This window comes from Rhizobium sp. MHM7A (genome assembly GCF_005862215.1).
In the GTDB taxonomy this organism is placed as follows: domain Bacteria; phylum Pseudomonadota; class Alphaproteobacteria; order Rhizobiales; family Rhizobiaceae; genus Rhizobium; species Rhizobium bangladeshense.
Genome location: NZ_VCHT01000007.1, coordinates 170,576 through 185,137 on the forward strand (window position 1 = coordinate 170,576; position 14,562 = coordinate 185,137).

Annotated in this window: 13 protein-coding genes; 11 read left to right on the top strand and 2 right to left on the bottom strand. The window is 60.9% G+C overall.

The features are described 5' to 3' along the window. Positions 1-32: 32 nt before the first annotated feature. The 9 genes from FFR93_RS22810 to FFR93_RS22850 all read left to right on the top strand — a co-directional run bounded on the left by FFR93_RS22810 (position 33) and on the right by FFR93_RS22850 (position 9,399). Complete coding sequence (locus tag FFR93_RS22810; protein ID WP_138394876.1) at positions 33-1,187, top strand: aminodeoxychorismate synthase component I; 1,155 nt, start codon at positions 33-35, stop codon at positions 1,185-1,187. After that, entirely contained in the window at positions 1,184-1,813 is a 630-nt protein-coding gene (locus FFR93_RS22815) for an aminotransferase class IV family protein (protein WP_138394877.1), read from the top strand. The genes FFR93_RS22810 and FFR93_RS22815 overlap by 4 nt, the downstream gene beginning before the upstream one ends. 2 nt (positions 1,814-1,815) lie before the next feature. Continuing rightward, positions 1,816-2,100, top strand: a complete 285-nt coding sequence (locus tag FFR93_RS22820) for a YciI family protein (RefSeq protein ID WP_064708742.1) — start codon at positions 1,816-1,818, stop codon at positions 2,098-2,100. A gap of 165 nt (positions 2,101-2,265) precedes the next feature. Further along, positions 2,266-3,717 (top strand): homospermidine synthase, encoded by a 1,452-nt coding sequence (locus tag FFR93_RS22825; RefSeq protein ID WP_138394878.1) that lies wholly within the window; start codon positions 2,266-2,268, stop codon positions 3,715-3,717. A gap of 172 nt (positions 3,718-3,889) precedes the next feature. Further along, a complete protein-coding gene (gene omp10, locus FFR93_RS22830) occupies positions 3,890-4,258 on the top strand; it encodes an outer membrane lipoprotein Omp10 (RefSeq protein WP_064712179.1) in 369 nt (122 codons plus the stop codon). 344 nt (positions 4,259-4,602) lie between these two features. Next, complete coding sequence (locus FFR93_RS22835; protein ID WP_138394879.1) at positions 4,603-6,582, top strand: 5'-nucleotidase C-terminal domain-containing protein; 1,980 nt, start codon at positions 4,603-4,605, stop codon at positions 6,580-6,582. 122 nt (positions 6,583-6,704) lie between these two features. Beyond that, entirely contained in the window at positions 6,705-7,739 is a 1,035-nt protein-coding gene (gene hemH / locus FFR93_RS22840; protein ID WP_138394880.1) for a ferrochelatase, read from the top strand. Positions 7,740-7,911: 172 nt separating this feature from the next. Beyond that, positions 7,912-8,940: an SPFH domain-containing protein gene (locus FFR93_RS22845; RefSeq protein WP_064712181.1), complete on the top strand. Its 1,029-nt coding sequence runs from the start codon at positions 7,912-7,914 to the stop codon at positions 8,938-8,940. Between the two features lie 3 nt (positions 8,941-8,943). Further along, entirely contained in the window at positions 8,944-9,399 is a 456-nt protein-coding gene (locus tag FFR93_RS22850) for an NfeD family protein (RefSeq protein ID WP_064708737.1), read from the top strand. Between the two features lie 16 nt (positions 9,400-9,415). On the opposite strand, the gene FFR93_RS22855 is transcribed toward FFR93_RS22850, so the two are convergent. Continuing rightward, a complete protein-coding gene (locus tag FFR93_RS22855; protein WP_064708736.1) occupies positions 9,416-10,411 on the bottom strand; it encodes a KpsF/GutQ family sugar-phosphate isomerase in 996 nt (331 codons plus the stop codon). Between the two features lie 140 nt (positions 10,412-10,551). Between FFR93_RS22855 and FFR93_RS22860 the strand changes: the two genes are divergently transcribed. Continuing rightward, positions 10,552-12,087 (top strand): outer membrane beta-barrel protein, encoded by a 1,536-nt coding sequence (locus tag FFR93_RS22860; protein WP_138394999.1) that lies wholly within the window; start codon positions 10,552-10,554, stop codon positions 12,085-12,087. 120 nt (positions 12,088-12,207) lie between these two features. Here the strand turns inward: FFR93_RS22860 and galU are convergent, their stop codons facing one another. Continuing rightward, a complete protein-coding gene (gene galU / locus FFR93_RS22865; RefSeq protein WP_138394881.1) occupies positions 12,208-13,095 on the bottom strand; it encodes a UTP--glucose-1-phosphate uridylyltransferase GalU in 888 nt (295 codons plus the stop codon). Between the two features lie 204 nt (positions 13,096-13,299). On the opposite strand from galU, the gene FFR93_RS22870 reads away from it, so the two are divergent. Then, on the top strand, positions 13,300-14,523 hold the full coding sequence (locus tag FFR93_RS22870; protein ID WP_064708733.1) for a lytic murein transglycosylase: 1,224 nt from the start codon (positions 13,300-13,302) through the stop codon (positions 14,521-14,523). Positions 14,524-14,562 lie beyond the last annotated feature (39 nt).

Below are 14,562 nucleotides of genomic sequence, written 5' to 3' on the forward strand. Positions count from 1 at the left end.
ATCGGATAACAAACAAGATGCGCGGGGCAACCATGTCTGACCCCTATATTCTCTTCCGTGACGACACTACCGGCCAGGTGATGCTCTTCGCCCAGCCGGCCGAGATCATCATTGCCAAGACGCGCGCCGAATTTTTTACCGGGCTTATCAGGATGGAAGAGGCTAAGGCCGAGGGCAAATGGCTTGCCGGCTATATGTCCTACGAGGCCGGATATCTCTTTGAGGAAAAACTCGCTTCCTTCGCCGCGGAAGGTCGCGAAACACCGCTCCTCTGTTTCGGCATATTCGATGCTCCGCAGTCGAACACGCATCCGCTCGCCCAGCCCGAACGGCGTCTCGAAAACGAGGAATTCCTCACCGCACCGAAGGCCCGTTGGGATTTCCCTATATATAAAGAGCGCTTCGACCGCCTTCATGAGCACCTGCGGCTCGGCGACGCCTATCAGGCAAATCTCACCATGCCGGTCGAGGCACGCTGGAGCGGCGACCCCCGCGCCGCCTTCTGGTCACTGATCGAGCGCCAGCCGGTCAAATATGGCGCGCTTGTCGATCTCGGCGGTCCCGTCATCCTCTCGCGTTCGCCCGAATTGTTTTTCCGCACCGACGAGCGGGGCTGGATCGAGACTCATCCGATGAAGGGTACGGCAAAACGCGGCGCGACAGCGGCCGAGGATGCCGAAATCATCGATGCGATGCGTGCCGATATCAAGACGCAGGCGGAAAATCGCATGATCGTCGATCTTCTGCGCAACGATATCTCCCGCATCACCGAGGTCGGCACGCTCGACGTCCCGAAGCTCTTCGAGATCGAGACCTACCCGACCGTTCATCAGATGGTCAGCCATGTGCAGGCAAGACTTCGACCCGGCCTATCGATCCGCGACATCTTTGCCGCCCTCTTCCCCTGTGGGTCGATCACCGGTGCGCCTAAGATACGGGCGATGGAAATCCTGCACTCCCTCGAGGATGACCCACGTGACGCTTATTGCGGTGCAATCGGCATGATCTCGCCCACTGGCGCAATGCGTTTTTCCGTCGCCATCCGCACCGTCACACTTTTCGACGGCGGCAGGGCGATATTCAATGTCGGCGGCGGCATCGTCTTCGATTCCACAGCCGAAGCCGAATATGAGGAATGCCTGCTCAAGGCCCGCTTTGCGGTCGGCGACAAGTGGATCGCGCAATGATCGATTTCTCGCTGATCGAGACGCTGCGCTGGCAGCCCGGCGACGGCTTCATCCGCCTGCGCCTGCATCTCGCCCGGCTTTTGCGCTCCGCTCGCCGCCTCGGTTTTCCCCAACCGACCGATGCGCAAACGAAGCTCGAAGCAGCCGTTGCCGGCGCTGGCGGCCCGTTGCGCGTCCGCCTGACCTTCGATCCGCAAGGTCGCATCGAGGTGTCGAGCGCCGCCTTCGTCCCGCTGCTATCCGAAACCATCTGGACCGTCCGCGCCGCCGAAACCTGCCTCGACTCCACCGACAGACTGCTGCGCGTCAAGACAACGCGCCGCACCGTCTATGAAGCTGCGCGCGCCGAATATACGCCTGCCGAAGCTGATGAAGTCATCCTTTTGAACGAGCGCGGCGAAGTCTGCGAGGGCACCATCACCTCCATCTTCCTGGACGACGGATCCGGCATCCTGCGGACCCCGCCGATCTCCTGCGGCCTGCTCGCCGGCGTACTGCGTACCGAACTCATCTGCGGGCGTAGGGCGCGTGTCGGCCGACTGACGCTCGCTGATCTCGATACCGGCACGCTTTACCTCGGCAACTCGCTGCGCGGGCTGATCCGCGCAAATCTCCTCAGGAGCTGATTATGTTCATCCTCTCCCTCACCTACGTGAAATCCAACGACGAAGCCGACAGGCACATGGATCCGCACATGGCCTGGGTGAAGGAGGGATATGCGAGGGGCTGGTTCCTCGCCTCCGGCCGCAAGGTGCCGCGCACCGGCGGCGCCATTCTTGCCATCGGCGACCGCGCCGCAATCGAAGCCTATGTCGCCGCCGATCCCTTCGCCATCCATGGCGTCGCCGAATACGAAATTACAGAGATCGCCGTGACGACAACCGCCGAAGGTCTGGAAATTCTGAAGCGTTGATTTCCAGTTGGTTGATCTCGTCGCCTGATATTTGGCCTTTCCCCGTCAACACCCTTTATTGTGACGTCGTTTTATGATTAGAGCCGGTCACCTCGCAATTTCTGCGGCAATTTCAAAAGAATTCTTCGGGCCTCGCGCCTTCGTCCCCTTCCTCAGGAGAAAAGAATGACGGAACAGAACTATCCGGTATATGCCGAAATTACCGGTCCGATCGTGATGATCGGCTTTGGCTCCATCGGCCGCGGCACCCTGCCCCTGATCGAGCGCCACTTCAAATTCGACAAGAGCCGGATGGTCGTCATCGACCCGCGCGAAGAGCCCTCCGATATGGAGATCCTGAAGAAGCACGGCGTTCGCCACATCAAGGAATATGTCACCAAGGATAATTACAAGGAGCTACTGAAGCCGCTGCTCACGGAAGGCGAAGGCCAGGGCTTTTGCGTCAACCTCTCGGTCGACACGTCCTCGCTCGACATCATCAAGCTCTGCCGCAAGCTCGACGTTCTCTATATCGATACGGTCGTCGAGCCCTGGCTCGGCTTCTATTTCGACAAGGGCATGAGCAACGCCGAGCGCACCAACTATGCGCTGCGCGAGACCGTGCGCAAGGAAAAGGCGAAAAACCCGGGCGGCGCCACCGCCGTCTCCACCTGCGGCGCAAATCCTGGCATGGTTTCCTGGTTCGTCAAGCAGGCGCTCGTCAACCTTGGCCATGATATCGGCCTCAAATTCGAGGAACCGGATCAGCACGATCGCGAAGGCTGGGCCAAGCTCATGAAGAAGCTGGGCGTCAAGGGCATCCACATCGCCGAGCGCGACACCCAGCGCACCAAGCACCCGAAGCCGCTCAACGTGTTCTGGAACACCTGGTCCGTCGAAGGCTTCATCTCCGAGGGCATGCAGCCGGCTGAACTCGGCTGGGGCACCCACGAGCAGTGGATGCCGAAGAACGCCAAGAAGCACAAGAAGGGCAATAGGGCGGCGATCTATCTGGAGCAGCCGGGCGCCAACACCCGCGTGCGCACCTGGTGCCCGACCCCCGGCCCGCAATACGGCTTCCTCGTCACCCACAACGAATCGATCTCGATCGCCGATTACTTCACGGTCCGTGACAAGGACGGCGAAGTGACCTTCCGGCCGACCTGCCACTATGCGTACCATCCGGCGAACGACGCCGTGCTCTCGCTGCACGAGATGTTCGGCAATGGCGGCACCTCGCAGCCGGTCCACCACGTTCTCGACGAGGACGAGCTGGAGGACGGCATCGATGAACTCGGCGTCCTGCTCTACGGCCATGAGAAAAACGCCTATTGGTATGGCTCGCGCCTGTCGCTGGAAGAAACCCGCCGCATCGCGCCCTATCAGAACGCCACCGGCCTGCAGGTGACCTCCGCCGTTCTCGCCGGCATGGTCTGGGCACTGGAAAACCCGACCGCCGGCATCGTCGAAGCGGACGAGATCGATTACAAGCGCTGCCTCGAAGTGCAGATGCCTTATCTCGGTCCGGTCGAAGGACACTACACCGACTGGACCCCGCTCGACGGCCGTCCCGGCCTCTTCCCCGAGGATATCGACACCAAGGATCCCTGGCAGTTCAAGAATATTCTCGTTCGCTGAGATCGCCCGCAGGGGATTTGGACAATGCCCGCCGCAAGGCGGGCATTTTTGTAACGCTGGCTGTATAAATGCCGACGCCGCAGCTCCAAGCCTTGCCATCAGAGCGGGTGCACGCCATGTTTTGCCCGAACTTGGCGGGTGACCGCCACGCCGATTCCCCGGGAGAAGCCTCATGAAAATCAGAACTGGTCTCGTTCTTGTCGGTGCAGCGGCCATTCTTGTCGCCTGCGTTTCACCGGAGCCGCGCCCCATGCCGATTGCGGCCGCGCCTGCCACCACCGGCGTCGAAGGCAATTGGAGCGATCCGAACGGTATCGTTTCCACCTTCCAGGGTGGTACGTTCACAACCCGCACCACCGACAGCAACCAACTTCTCGCCTCAGGGACCTACATCAATACATCGCCGACGCTGGTAGAGATCAATATGACCTCGCTGGTGCGCAAGACCCAATCGAAGGTCAATTGTGCCCTCGTCAATCCTAGCCAGCTCAATTGCACCTCTGATTCCGGCGCCCAGTTCACGCTTTCCCGCCGCGGCTGAAGGATAAGGCAATAGGCTAAGCATGCGGGCCTTCGCCGGTTACATCTCTGCTGTGCGCAATACCGCTTGCCGCATTTGCCGTCGTTCTGCCCGCCAATCTCGATCGTGCCCAGGGCATCGCCGCTGCCGGTGGCGACTGCCACCTGCAGCTATTGATCTTAGCCCTGCCGGCAGCCGGCTTTTTTGTCCCATCCCCCTTGGAAAGCGTGCCGCCTGGCCCAGCTTTCCCTTGCAGTCATATGCCGTGTCATGGAACATCTGAGTGTCGGGAAACTGATCCCGGCAGACTATGGAAGGGATCGCGGGGATCAGGGGGATCTCTCGCGTCAATCAGGAGAACAGGGATGACGAAGTCTTTTAGCTTCGGTCTTTTGACCGCGTCCATGCTGGCGCTGAGCGCGGGCGCCGCCTTTGCAGATTTTGAACTCAATATCCTTCATATCAACGATTTCCATTCCCGCATCGAATCGATCAACAAATTCGATTCCACCTGCTCGGCCGAAGAGGAAGGCAAGAAGGAATGCTTCGGCGGCGCCGCCCGCCTGAAGACCGCGATCGACCAGCGCCGTCAGGCGCTATCGGGCAAGAATGTCCTTCTCCTGAATGCCGGCGACAATTTCCAGGGATCGCTCTTCTACACCACCTATAAGGGCGCGGCCGAAGCCGAATTCCTGAACATGATGAAGTTCGACGCCATGACCGTCGGCAATCATGAATTCGACGATAGCGAGGACGGGCTTGCGACCTTCCTCGACAAAGTGCAATTCCCTGTCGTCACAGCGAACGTCAAGGCAAGCACCGCCTCGAAGCTCGGTGACCGCATCAAGCCCTCGCTCGTGCTCGATGTCGGCGGCCAGAAGATCGGCATCGTCGGCGCCGTCACCAATGATACGCCAGAGCTTTCCTCCCCCGGCCCGAATGTCACGATTGCCGACGACGTTGAGACCATCACGTCAGCCGTCCAGGACCTGAAAGGCCAGGGTGTCAACAAGATCATCGCGCTGACCCATGTCGGCTATCCCCGTGATCTCGCTATCATCGCGAAGATTCCGGACGTCGATGTCGTCGTCGGCGGCCACTCCCATAGCCTGCTCTCCAATACCGATCCGAAGGCTGAAGGTCCCTATCCGACGATGGCCGATAATCCCGGCGGCTACAAGGTGCCGGTTGTCCAGGCCGCTTCCTACAGCAAGTATCTCGGCGACATCGTCGTCAATTTCGACGATAATGGCGTCGTCAAGGATGCCAAGGGCGATCCGATCCTGATCGACTCGTCCTTCACGCCCGATCCGGCCGTCGTCACCCGCGTCACCGAACTGGCAAAACCGATCGAGGAACTGCGCAAGAAAGTGATCGGCTCCTCCGAGGGTCCAATAGAGGGCGACCGCAAGGTCTGCCGCGTCAAGGAATGCTCGATGGGCAATCTGGTGGCCGACGCCATGCTGGACCGCACCAAGAACCAGGGCGTCACCATTGCCTTCCAGAACGGCGGCGGCCTGCGCGCCTCGATCGACAGCGGCGATGTCACCCAGGGCGAAGTCATCACCGTCCTGCCGTTCCAGAACACCCTCGCCACCTTCGAGGCGACGGGCGCGGATATCGTCAAGGCGCTCGAAAACGGTGTCAGCCAGATCGACCAGGGCGCCGGCCGCTTTCCGCAGGTCGCCGGCTTGAAATTCTCGTTCGACCAGTCGAAGCCTGTCGGCAGCCGCGTCAGCGATGTTCATGTGAAGGACGGCGACAGCTTGGCGCCGATCGACCCGGCCAAAACCTACAAGATCGCCACCAACAACTTCATGCGGGCCGGGGGCGACGGCTATTCGATCTTCAAGGAAGGCAAGAACGCTTACGATTTCGGCCCTGACCTTGCCGACGTGACCGCCGAATACCTGGCCGCTCATTCGCCGTATAAGCCCTATACCGATGGCCGCGTCACCGAAATCGGCGCGACTGTGGCACAGGCGCCTGCTGCCGAACAGGCAGCTCCTGCTCCCGCGCCGGCGTCGCCTGCGCCGGCCACTGAGCCCGCTCCTGCCCCCGCGGCACCGGCTGCACCCGCACCCGCCACCGAGCCTGCCCCTGCGGCACCGGCCGCGCCGGCACCTGCAGCTCCCGCTCCCGCCGCGGAACCGGCTCCGGCAGCCTCCGCGCCCGCCGCAACGACGCCTTCCACTCACGTGATCGCGGCCGGGGACACGTTCTGGGATCTTGCCGTCAGCTTCTATGGCGACGGCACACTCTGGCGGAAGCTCTCGGAGGCCAACGGCAGCCCGAACCCGCGCCAGCTGACGATCGGCAAGGAAATCGAGGTTCCAGCCAAGTAAGACGATTTGTCCCGATGCCATCCGCCGGTCCGGGGTTTCCCGGGCCGGCTTTTCTTTCTATAGGGTGAACCAAGATCCCGAGGCTGCGTATAAGCCGACGGACACAAAGCGTTGGGATCACAATGACTGCAGATATATCACTTCGTCCGGCGGACCATCCGGCCATAAGATCAGGCAAGATCGGTGTGCTGCTGGTCAATCTCGGGACACCCGACGGCACCGATTACACGTCGATGCGCCGCTATCTCAAGGAGTTCCTGACCGATCGCCGCGTCATCGAATGGTCGCCCTGGAAGTGGTACCCAATCCTGTTCGGCGTGGTGCTCAACAGACGCCCGCAGAAGGTTGGCAAGGCCTATGAGCTGATCTGGAACAAGGAGAAGAACGAAAGTTATCTCCGCACCTACACGCGTAACCAGTCAGAGCTGATGGCTGAGCGCCTGCAGGATCTCGCCGACGTCAAAGTCGATTGGGCGATGCGTTACGGGACGCCGTCGATCGCCTCGCGTATCGACGCGCTAAAGGAAGCAGGCTGCGACCGGATCGTGCTTTTCCCGCTCTATCCACAATATGCGGCGGCAACGACGGCCACCGTCAACGATAAGGCCTTCCAGAAGCTGCTCTCCATGCGCTGGCAGCCGGCTCTGCGCACGGTGCCCGATTATCACGACGACGAGACCTACATCGAAGCCCTCGCCCGGTCCGTCGAAAGACATCTTTCGACGCTCGACTGGAAGCCGGACGTGCTGCTCGCCTCCTTCCACGGCATTCCGATGTCCTATTTCAAGCAGGGCGATCCCTATTACTGTCAGTGCCAGAAGACCGGCCGTCTGCTGCGCGAAAGGCTCGAGCTCACCAAGGAAAACTTCATGGTCACCTTCCAGTCCCGTTTCGGGCCGGAGGAATGGCTGCAACCCTATACCGATAAGACGGTGGAAAAGCTCGCTCAGGACGGCGTCAAGCGCATAGCAGTCATCAATCCCGGCTTCGTCTCCGACTGCCTGGAAACGTTGGAGGAAATCGCCGAGCAAGCCGCGCATTCTTTCCACGAGAACGGCGGCGAGAAATTCACCCATATTCCCTGCCTCAACGACAGCGAAGATGGCATGAAGGTGCTGGAAAAGGTCGTTCGCCGCGAGTTGCAGGGCTGGATCTGAGAAGCTTTTTCGGAAGCGGCGTCGAGCGGCCGTCGAAAATCTTGCGGCGGCCCGACCTCCTTTTCGCTCTTAGGTGGAACTTCCCTACGTCATTTCTTCCTCGCGAAGAACATGCTAACTCACCACATCAGTTGTGAGGCGCGCATGCACGCGCCGATGGGAGGAATTCTTCATGCTGTTGGGCGGCTTCGACATCGTCGTGATCGTGCTGGTAATCTTCGTTATTCTGGTGCTCTTTGCCGGGATCAAGACCGTGCCGCAGGGCTATCGCTATACAATCGAGCGCTTCGGCCGATACACCCGCACGCTGGAGCCGGGCCTCAATCTCATCACCCCTTTCATCGAGCGTGTCGGCGCCCGCATGAATGTCATGGAGCAGGTGCTTGACGTACCGACCCAGGAGGTGATCACGAAGGACAATGCTTCGGTTTCCGCCGATGCCGTCGCCTTCTATCAGGTGCTGAACGCCGCCCAAGCCGCCTACCAGGTCTCTCACCTCGAAAACGCCATCCTCAATCTCACCATGACCAATATCCGCTCGGTCATGGGCTCGATGGATCTCGACGAACTGCTTTCCAACCGCGATGCGATCAACGACCGGCTGCTGCGCGTCGTCGACGAGGCCGTCCAGCCCTGGGGTATCAAGGTCACCCGCGTCGAGATCAAGGATATTCAGCCGCCGCGCGACCTCGTCGATGCCATGGCCCGCCAGATGAAGGCCGAGCGCGAGAAGCGTGCCCAGGTGCTGGAAGCCGAAGGCGCGCGCAATGCGCAGATCCTCAGGGCCGAGGGCGCCAAGCAATCCGCCATTCTGCAGGCAGAGGGCCAGCGCGAAGCCGCGTTCCGCAACGCCGAAGCCCGCGAGCGCCTGGCCGAGGCCGAAGCCAAGGCGACGAAGATGGTCTCCGAAGCGATTGCTGCCGGCGACGTCCAGGCGATCAACTATTTCGTTGCCCAGAAATACACCGAAGCTCTCGCCTCGGTTGGCTCGGCCCCCAATTCCAAGATCGTGCTGATGCCGATGGAAGCCTCTTCCATCCTGAGTTCGCTCGGCGGCATCGGCGCCATCGCCCGCGAAGTCTTCGGTGACGCCGGCAATCCGTCGCCGCCTCCGCCGCGTCCGCGTCCCGCGCCGGTCCGCTCGACGCCGCCGATCAATCCGCCGGCGCCCAATCCTTTCAATCCGGATCAGGAGCGATAAGCCATGCTGGCGAAGATCATCGCCGAACTCGGTCCGTGGAGCTGGTGGGTTGCAGGCCTTGTGCTGCTTGCCGCCGAAATGATCGTGCCTGGTTTCTTCCTGGTCTGGATCGGCCTCGCCGCCTTGATCGTCGGCGCACTGTCGCTGCTCTTCTGGGACAGCGCCTTTTGGGTCTGGGAACTCCAGGCGATCCTTTTTGCGCTTCTCGCCGTCGCCACGACCTTTGCCGGCCGCCGGCTGACGCTGCGCAGCGCCGAGACCGACGAGCCCTTCCTCAATCAGCGCGGCGCGAGCCTCGTCGGACGCACGGCGACGCTGCAGGAGCCGATCCGCGAGGGCCGCGGCCGCATCCGCCTCGATGATACGCTGTGGCAGGTGATGGGACCTGATCTTCCTGTGGGAACGCGGGTGAAGGTGGTCTCGAGCAACGGCCGCGACCTGAGAGTCGAGCCAATCTGATCACAACCGAGCCTGATCAGGCGACGCCGATCCGCAGCAGATCGTGGAAATGCACCAGCCCTACGGGCCGGCTGTCCTCATCGATGACGATCAAGGCGCCGATGTGGTGTTGGTTGAGCAGTGCCAGGGCCGCCGTCGCCAGCATGGTCGGCTTCACCGTCTTCGGGGTCTTCGTCATGATGTCGTCGACCGCAAGCTCGGCAAGATTGCGGGTCAGGTTGCGCGACATGTCGCCGTCAGTCACGATGCCGCAGAGCCGTCCATCCTCGTCGAGTACGCCGACGCAGCCGAAATGCTTGCGCGACAGCACCGTGATCGCCTCCGGCATCGGCGTGCCCTTGGCAACGAGCGGCAGCTTCTCGCCGGTATGCATGATGTCGGCGACATGAGTCAGGCTCGCCCCGAGCTTGCCGCCGGGATGGAAGACGTGGAAATCGGTGGCGGTAAAGCCCCTTGCCTCCAGGAGGGCAACCGCCAATGCATCGCCGAGTGCAAGCTGCATCAGCGTCGAGGTCGTCGGCGCGAGCCCGTTGGGGCAGGCTTCCTGTTCGTTCGGCACAAGAAGCACGATGTCGGCGGCCGTCGCAAGCGATGAGCCTTCGCTGCAAGTGATCGCAATCAGAGGAATCGAGAAACGCCGCGTAAAGGAAATGATACTCTTGAGCTCGGCGCTCTCGCCGCCTTTGGAAATCGCCAGGACGACGTCGTCGCGCGCGATCATGCCAAGATCGCCATGATTGGCTTCGGCCGCGTGCACGAAAAAGGCAGGGGTGCCGGTCGAGGCGAATGTCGCCGCCAGCTTGGTACCGATATGGCCGCTCTTGCCGACGCCGGTGACGATGACACGCCCGGAGATGTCCCCGATGACTTCGACGGCGCGGGTGAAAGGACCGGCCAATCCGTTGTCAAAAGCGCGTTCAAGCGCTTCAAGACCGCGTTTCTCGGTCTCTATCGTGCGTTTTGCCGATTCGAGCACGCTATTTTCAACGAGTTTGATCGCTCTTCTGTTCATGCAGATGCGTTAGACCTTTTCACTTTCCAAGTCCACCCTGCGCCATTTCCGAGTTGTGAACAGCACTCGCCGGCGGCAACGAATGGTTAACCACAAGGCTTTACCTTTGAGTAAGAACCGAAAGCATGTCAGGCGATTTAATGGGCCAGCCAAAACAGAAGAGCAGTGTGACGCCGCTCCGCGCGATGAGGCGTGTCGTCTGCTTTACTGCGTTCAGCACCCTGCTTTTTTGCCAGACTGCGGCACTCGCACAGTCTACATCACGGCAGCCTGCAAATAGCCGCTCCACCAGCCAGGACAATCTCACCACGAACAATGCCTCAACTGCCGGCTTCGATGACGAAGCCGACGTTGCCACCGCTCCTGCGGCAACGGGCACCGCAGGAAACTCGAGCGATACCGGGCAGAGGCCCGCCATACCGGCCACGCAACCCGACGACGACATTACCGGCTCCATCCTCGATGAGGACATGCGACGGCTGAACACCCGTGAAGCGCGGATCGACGAAACGCTACCGCCTCGCAGGGCTGCCGAAAGTGCCTCGACGGCAGAAACGCCCGGCATTCCAATCGGCACCTTCGTGCTTCGCCCGAGCGTGACCCAAAGCATCAACACCGAGACCACCAAGGACGGCAATACCAGGCAACGGCGCGCCTTCCTCGAAACGGATGCAGCCGCAACGCTCACCTCCGACTGGGGACGGCACCAGCTGACCGTCACCTCTGAAGGCGCCTGGCAGAGGAATATCAGCGGCGAAGGCGAGGAGCAGCCGTCCTTCAAGGTCAACGGCGATCTCCGGCTGGACCTTCCCGACGACACGGTCGCGCACCTTACGGCGGGCTACAATTTCTATCGCGAGGATACGGACGATCCCGACGCCATCGCCGATGCCACGCAGCAGTCGGATGTGCAGGAGTTCACCGCTGGGGCCTCGGTGCAGCGCGATTTCGGCATCCTTCGCGGCACGACGGCGCTGGCGCTGAGCCGATCGATCTATTCCGACGCCACTCTTGCGAACGGCACGACTGTAACCTTGAGCGATCGCGACCAGACGACGGGCACACTGCGCGGCCGCGTCGGCTACGAACTGTCGCCCGCGCTCATCCCCTTCGTCGAGGCCACGATCGGTCGCACGGTTTATGACGAGACGCGCGATTTCGCCGGTTACGAACGCTCAGGCCACAGCTACGGCGCCAAGGCCGGCGTCGAGGTCGACCTCGGCGAAAAGCTGAAGGGTGAGGTCGGCGTCGGCTACGAGATGGCGGATTTCGAAGATACCCGGCTCGCCTCGATCGACACGGCCACGCTCGATGCGAGCCTGCTCTGGTCGCCGATTCGTGGCACCGACGTCAATCTTGACCTGCAGACGAGCATCCAACCCTCGACCACTGCCGGCGAGAGCGGCTATGTCTCGCATGCGCTGACGACGACGGTCACCCACCAGCTGCGAGACAATCTCGTCGGAACCATGATCGGCGGCGTCATATGGCGCGATTATCCGACCGACAGCACCGTCAACGATGAGATCGTCTATACTGCGGCGACCGGCCTGATCTGGAACATCAACCGCTACCTCGATCTCACCAGCACCCTCGGCTACGAATTGACGACGCGCAAGCACGGCGACGACTCGCAGCAATGGCGCGCCGGCGTCGGCCTCAAGCTGAAACGCTAAAGCATGTCGCCCAACAGTGTGCAGCGGTTTTGGGACAACGGCATGCATAAAGCAAAAAAACGACAACGCCGCGCATCCGATGGGAGGCGCGGCGTTTATCACGGATAGGATTGGGAGGCCTTACTTCAGCCCTGCGATCAATTCCTTGAAGCCGCCTTCGACCGACGGGCGGATATCGGCGCGTTCGAGGGCGTAGGCGACGTTTGCCAGGATAAAGCCGTCCTTGGCGCCGCAGTCGTAGGTCGTGCCGCGGAAGTGGTAGCCTGCGAAATCCTGTTCCTTCAGCAGCTTCAGCATGCCGTCGGTGAGCTGGATCTCATTGCCGGCGCCACGCTCCTGCGTTTCGAGGATGTTGAAGATCTCCGGCTGCAGAATGTAACGACCGTTGATGAAGAAGTTGGAAGGCGCCGTGCCCTTGGCGGGTTTTTCCACCATGCCGGTGATGCGGAAGCCATCGCCGATCGCTTCGCCGACGCCGACGATGCCGTATTTATGCGCCTGGTCGGGCGCGCACTCCTCGACGGCGATGATATTGCCGCCGCTCTGGCCGTAAAGGTCGATCATCCCCTTCATGCAGCCCTTGTCGCCCTTCATGATCATATCGGGCAGCAGCAGCGCGAAAGGTTCGTCGCCGACGATTTCGCGGGCGCACCATACGGCGTGGCCAAGGCCGAGTGGCTCCTGCTGGCGGGTGAAGCTAACCGTTCCCGCCTTCGGCAATTGCTCGGCAAGAAGGGTGATTTCCGCCTCCTTGGCGCGCTCGCGCAGCGTTTGCTCCAGCTCGAAATGAATGTCGAAATAGTCTTCGATAATGTGCTTGTTGCGTCCGGTAACGAAGACCAGATGCTCGATTCCTGCTTCCAGCGCCTCATCGACGACATATTGAATGATTGGCTTGTCGACAACGGTCAACATTTCCTTCGGAACAGCCTTCGTTGCCGGCAGGAATCGCGTTCCCAACCCTGCCACCGGAAAAACTGCCTTACGAACTTTATTGTGATGCGCCACACAGGCCTCCTGCTTTGACTAAATCGCCTTTTAAATAAAGCCGTTCACGTCTGACTTAGTATATAATTGCTACTGTTTTGCAATGGTGACCGCAGCGGACCGCCATGGTAAAGAATTTGTTGACTCCGTTCCTGTAGTCTCGGGTCTGGGCGGACATGATGCCCCTGCTGCACCGAAAACTGAAGATGACGGATACGACTGTCGATGATCCAGAATCACAAAAACTCCCTTCGAGGTCTTGCTCTCGCCCTCGTTGTCGCCGCCCAGGTAGGCCTGGTCCCCGACAACGCGAAAGCTGATTCCCGGTTCCAGAAATGGATCGCGGATTTTTACCAAACAGCCGCTCAGAGTGGCATCAGTAAGGCAACCTATCAAAAGGCCTTCTCCGGGGTGAGCGAGCCCGACCCCACCGTGCTCGAAAAAGCGGCCTATCAGCCGGAATTCACCTCGAAAATCTGGGACTACGTCGATTCGCGCGTCAATCCCTATACGGTCAAGATCGGCCGCGAGATGGCCGCCAAACACGCCCGGACGCTTGCTGCGATCGAGCAGCGCTTCGGCGTCGACAAGAGCATTCTGCTCGCGATCTGGTCAATGGAATCGAATTACGGCGCGATCCTGGAGAAGGATGACCGGCTGCATTACGTTCCACGCGCCCTGGCAACGCTCGCCTATGCCGATCCGCGCCGGGCCAAGTTCGCAAAGAAGCAGCTGGTCGCCGCACTGAAGATCCTGCAGAACGGAGATGTGCCGGCGCGTGAGATGACCGGCTCCTGGGCGGGCGCCATGGGCCACACCCAATTCATCCCGACGAGCTACCTGCTTTATGCCGTCGATGCCGACGGCAACGGTCATCGCGACATCTGGAACTCGGTGCCGGATGCGCTTGCGACTTCGGCCAACCTGCTGATGAAGAATGGCTGGGATACCGGCAAGACCTGGGGTTATGAAGTCGTCGTTCCCGCGGCAGCAGCCAAACAAGCCGGCAAGACCCACACTCTGGCTCAATGGGCGGAGCTCGGCGTGAAACGTCCGAATGGCAAGGGCTTTCGCGATGGCGGAACCAAAGCCGTGCTGAAAATGCCGGCCGGGGCCGGCGGCCCCGGCTTCCTGATGACCGCAAACTTCTTCACCATCAAGAACTATAATGCGTCAGACAGCTATGCGCTTGCCGTTGGGCTACTGGCCGACCAGATCGCCGGCTATGGCGGCATGCAGCAGCGCTGGCCGCGTCCTGACGGCGCTCTCGACATCACCGAGAAATTCGAGCTGCAGACCCGCCTCAAGACGCTCGGCTATTACAATGGCGAGGTGGACGGCAATTTCGGGTCGGGTTCGAAAGCGGCGATATCGGCGGTGCAGGAGCGCATCGGCATGCCGCCGGACGGCGAACCCTCGCTGCCGCTTCTGAACGCCCTTCGTCGCTAGAGCACGACTCCGGAACATAACTGATTGGACGCGGCAGAA

Excerpts from the sequence above, each read along its gene's own strand:
- FFR93_RS22810 (WP_138394876.1), top strand. The coding sequence starts at position 33 with ATGTCTGACCCCTATATTCTCTTCCGTGACGACACTACCGGCCAGGTG.
- FFR93_RS22815 (WP_138394877.1), top strand. The coding sequence starts at position 1,184 with ATGATCGATTTCTCGCTGATCGAGACGCTGCGCTGGCAGCCCGGCGAC.
- FFR93_RS22820 (WP_064708742.1), top strand. The coding sequence starts at position 1,816 with ATGTTCATCCTCTCCCTCACCTACGTGAAATCCAACGACGAAGCCGAC.
- FFR93_RS22825 (WP_138394878.1), top strand. The coding sequence starts at position 2,266 with ATGACGGAACAGAACTATCCGGTATATGCCGAAATTACCGGTCCGATC.
- omp10 (WP_064712179.1), top strand. The coding sequence starts at position 3,890 with ATGAAAATCAGAACTGGTCTCGTTCTTGTCGGTGCAGCGGCCATTCTT.
- FFR93_RS22835 (WP_138394879.1), top strand. The coding sequence starts at position 4,603 with ATGACGAAGTCTTTTAGCTTCGGTCTTTTGACCGCGTCCATGCTGGCG.
- hemH (WP_138394880.1), top strand. The coding sequence starts at position 6,705 with ATGACTGCAGATATATCACTTCGTCCGGCGGACCATCCGGCCATAAGA.
- FFR93_RS22845 (WP_064712181.1), top strand. The coding sequence starts at position 7,912 with ATGCTGTTGGGCGGCTTCGACATCGTCGTGATCGTGCTGGTAATCTTC.
- FFR93_RS22850 (WP_064708737.1), top strand. The coding sequence starts at position 8,944 with ATGCTGGCGAAGATCATCGCCGAACTCGGTCCGTGGAGCTGGTGGGTT.
- FFR93_RS22855 (WP_064708736.1), bottom strand. The coding sequence starts at position 10,411 with ATGAACAGAAGAGCGATCAAACTCGTTGAAAATAGCGTGCTCGAATCG.
- FFR93_RS22860 (WP_138394999.1), top strand. The coding sequence starts at position 10,552 with ATGGGCCAGCCAAAACAGAAGAGCAGTGTGACGCCGCTCCGCGCGATG.
- FFR93_RS22870 (WP_064708733.1), top strand. The coding sequence starts at position 13,300 with ATGATCCAGAATCACAAAAACTCCCTTCGAGGTCTTGCTCTCGCCCTC.